Raw genomic sequence first — 4276 nt, 5'->3', positions numbered from 1 at the left:
TCAATTAGATTTTTATTTGTGTAGGTATAGCTAGTAACAACATCATCGCTGTCGCCAACAGCACCTACTACGTTTGTCACTTTTCTTCTGTTACCAGTAAGCGGGTCAATTTCGTAGTAGTCGCAGCTAGATCGAACTAGTGGTAAAATGCTAAAATGCTTTGATGTTTTTATTCAGAGGTTTGAAGGCAGATTTTCTGACTAAATAAATGTTAGCACTTGTTGAGAGAAATTGATTGGGCAATCGCCGGTGATAATATTTCTGTAAGTACGATCGCCCTCGATTGTATCTCTTTAAAAAAGATAGCTAGACTGGCGTTGCTGATTCACGGTATGAATCAACTTTTGTCGGAAGTTACAAAACTCACCCTCCGAGGGCTTATAGCAATTGCAAAATCTTGAATTCATACCTGTATTCAGCAACGCCGCTAGACTGTATTTCGACTGCCAATCTTTAATCCATCTGAGTTTCAATCGGGGTGGTCGCCACGCCAATAATCTGGCGATCGTTCTTCTATCGAGCAGATTGCGTCCCAATCTAACATACGAATGCTAGGATTGAACCGACTGAAAGTATATTCAATGTCTTCAGGAGAAATACCCTCCATCAATTCTGGTATAAAATCAAAAGACTTTGTACCGTAACAAAAATCTCGGACAAACTCAAAAAAGCTTCTACTTATAAAAACTCGCTCGCCACACTCCGGTGTTTCCCAATCTGCCCAGTAAATATCATAACTTTTATCCGACTCGCTGTAAGTTGTTAAATCCCAAAAAATTAAGCTGCCTCCTGCCCCATATTCTCCAAACATGAAAGCAGAACTTAGCAGGTTTATATATTCTAGATTGCGGTTAAGATCGGGAGATGGATATCTTCTTATTTGGTCTATCATTCCTCCTATCATATCCTGAGCTTCCAGCAGATAATTGCTGGGACAGAAAATAACCACCAAGTCCCAAAGGGAACCCGTACCAAAGATTTGACAAAAATCTTTATAGTCAGCAGGTAAAGTAATATTATTTTGGATTTCAAAAGCAGTTAGTTCATCTTCGCTTAAAATTTCTACACCAAGGTCATCCTCTATGACTTCTAGGTTTGCTAGCAATTGTCGCCATTGATTAATCATAGCTTATGAGGGTTTTTGTTGTTTAATAAAAAACTAAGGAAAAAAAGGACGATAAATGGGCGTCTAAGGATTGGGCAAATTAACAGGAGGGGTGCTTGTAAATGTATGACCGCTAAAAGGACTTTGATACACAGAGGTCATTGGGGAATTCCAAGCAATCGCAGTTTGACGCTTATCAAGATAAAATGGTTTAATATTTAAATGCAGGGGTTTGAAAACAAATTTTAGGGTTAAATAAATGTTAATTTTTGTTGAAAAAAATGATTTTAAGCATTTTTTTGAGAGGGATATGCGGCGATAGCGTTTTCACTCGATATTACTTTCCCTCACTCAATCTTAATAGGCGGTGGAACTCCCCAAAGTTTGACAGTAGTGTCTTTACTTCCACTAGCAAGTGTTTGTCCGTCGGGACTAAAAGCAACAGAGTAAACAATACGGTGATGATAGATCGAATTGTTGGTAGAAGCATGAAAAGAAGCGAGCGCTTTTCCTGCGTTCACTTCCCACATACCAATAACGCGAGAACCGGAATATCCACCCCCACCAGCAAGGATTTGCCCGTCGGGACTAATTACCAGCGAGACTACTTCCGCATCTGTAGGAATTGTGTAAATTACTTCTTGTGTCAGTAAATTCCACAATTTTATAGTTCTGTCTCCTTCGTGACTGCTGAAAAGCATTTGTCCGTTTGGATGGAAGCAAACAGCAAAAACAAAACCGGATTCAAAATCCCAAGTACGAATTTCTTCACCTGTATTTAAGTCCCATAATTTGATAGTGCGATCAGCACTACCACTTGCTAAAATCTTGCCATCTGGACTAATCGCTAAAGATAAAACAGAGGAATCATGACTGGTAAAAGTGCGAATTTGTTGCCCTGTTATTACATTCCATAATTTGATAGTGCGATCGGCACTGCCGCTGGCTAAAATTTGTCCGTTGGAACTAATTGCTACAGAAAGTACGGAACTACTATGACCAGAAAGTGTGTAGATTTCTTGAGACGTGTCGAGGTTCCATAGCTTAATAGTAGCATCAGCACTGCCACTAGCTAGAACTTGCCCATCTGAACTGATTGCTACTGAGATAACAGCATCGGTATGTCCTGTAAGGTTGCGAATTTCCTGACGGTTACTCAAGTCCCAAAGCTTGATGGTAGTGTCGGCACACCCGCTAGCTAAAATTTGTCCATCTGGACTAAAAACAACAGAATAAACAGAAGTGGAATGGCTTTTGAATGTTCTCAGATACCTAAAGAAGGCATAAAAATTCCCCCCCCGCAAAGCCTCTTCCATCTCCTGATACTCTATCTCAGACCTTGCGGGAGGTAAGTCAGTTCGTGGACTGGTAGATTCAGGAGGAAGATGCAAATGCTCGAAGTTTTCATGACTGAAGTGTTTAGTTTGAGGATAACTAGCTGCTAAGTTACCCACAAATTGCTCAAAATTTTGCCAAGCTTGTTGCTCTTGGCTATTAAAATCTTCTGTATTTTCCGTAAGGTTAGTAGTTTGAGAGTGTTGAATAGATTGTATCAGCTTGTTCCAAACTTGCAGCAATTTTTGCTGAATCTGTTGAAATTCAGCGCTGAACTTTTGTGGTTTGAAAAACGCGTTAACTGTTAACTGTTCCCAAGCAGACTGGAGAAAATTTTGGCTAACTTGTCCGCGTTCTCTTTCTACTTGGATTGGGGGGCTTACCTGTGTTAAAGAGCGATCGCTAGCTTCAGAATTGGATTTTTTTTGTCTATATTGAGTGAAAGTGTAGTGAAGTTCCTGTGGATACGGGTGCATCCATTCTGGTAAAACTTCGTAAGCTTTTGTTCCTAAACAGAAATCGCACACGAATTCAAAAAAGTTTCGCCCTACTTGGTACAAATTACCTTCAAAGCTATCTAAACGCACTAAGTAAATATCACAGCTATTATCCAAGTTACTATAACTTTCCAAATTCCAAAAAAGTATTTCTGCACAGGAATTATCCCCAAACACGAAAGCATAACTGAGCAATTTATTAAGGGACTCTAAATCTAAAGAGTTATCTGGATTATTATATACATAATTATCAATCTCAATCTTCAGAACGTTTATTCCAAGCTGTAACTCTTTACTGGGACACCAAAGTTGCATATAATCCCCAAACATCCCACCTCCAAATACTTGGCAAAAATCTTTATAGTCAGCAGGTAAAACAACGTTATTCTGAAGTTCAAAGTTTATAATTTGTTGTTCATCCCAAACTTCTCCACAATAAGGGTCTTCAATAAATTCTAAATAGTTCAGTAAGGCTTGCCACTTTTGTTTCATCATAAAGGATTAGGGAAAAAACTTGGTCCATATATGGTACCGTCAGTGAAAACTCCTAAGGCAACATAACTACTCGGTCTGAGAGGATATTCTATTGTTCTTCCTAGGTACACAAGATTTATAGTTAGAATCAAATTTACACGAGGACAATTAGGATCGTTATTTTTCTTAACTATCTCTCTACCTAGATTGCTTTCAAAGGCGCGCCATGTGCCACTTCTTCCTTGGTTAATTGAACTATTTTGGGGAAAAAAGTTATTAATATCTCTGTTGCTGCCTCCCAATTCCTTATTAGCAACAATATGACCTCTATCATCACCTATAGGTTGAATACTCTTGATTTTATTTTTGTTTGGTAGCGTTCCTCCTGGAGCTTCGTCATCAGTAGGACTGATTCTAGCTATGGTCAAATCAGAGAGTATAAAATTGCTTGCGTCATTAGAGATAGACTCTATGGTATTTGTGAACTCTGGCGAATTATTATCGCCATCAAAGTAATTAATAAGACGCAGTTGGCTGTCCACTTTTCCACGTTTCGTTAGTCCAAAAGGATCGATAGCCTCTATTGGGTTATTGGTAACATAGGCATACAGATTTGTGTCTTTGCTTGCAAACCCAACAGAATCCTCCCCAATAAACCGTCCTATCTCCGAATTATAATACCGCGCCCGATAATAATACAACCCAGTCTCAGAATCCAACTCCCGCCCCGTAAACCCATACCGACTTCCAGCAGCAGAATTCGACTGACTAACCACCCCACCAAACGCATCATACCTCACATGATTCGCCACACTCCCACTATTATCCACAAAATCCTTAACCGTCCCCAACTGGTCAGTCAAAG

General features: G+C 39.5%; 3 protein-coding genes. All 3 read right to left on the bottom strand.

Annotation, left to right across the window (positions count from 1 at the left end; all coding sequences use genetic code 11):
* Nucleotides 1-469: 469 nt before the first annotated feature.
* Nucleotides 470-1126, bottom strand: coding sequence for an SMI1/KNR4 family protein (locus QUB12_RS36780; protein ID WP_333147844.1), 657 nt, complete (start codon nt 1124-1126; stop codon nt 470-472).
* A 326-nt stretch (nt 1127-1452) separates the two neighbouring features.
* Nucleotides 1453-3432: a WD40 domain-containing protein gene (locus QUB12_RS36775; RefSeq protein ID WP_333147842.1), complete on the bottom strand. Its 1980-nt coding sequence runs from the start codon at nt 3430-3432 to the stop codon at nt 1453-1455.
* A partial coding sequence (locus QUB12_RS36770; protein ID WP_333301273.1) for an RHS repeat-associated core domain-containing protein occupies nt 3429-4276 on the bottom strand: 848 nt, incomplete at its 5' end. The genes QUB12_RS36770 and QUB12_RS36775, both read right to left, overlap by 4 nt.

This window comes from Microcoleus sp. B7-D4, from assembly GCF_036705125.1.
Classification (GTDB): Bacteria; Cyanobacteriota; Cyanobacteriia; order Cyanobacteriales; family Microcoleaceae; genus Microcoleus.
The sequence above is the reverse complement of the archived record's forward strand: the minus strand, read 5'-3'. Positions and strand labels throughout refer to the sequence as shown.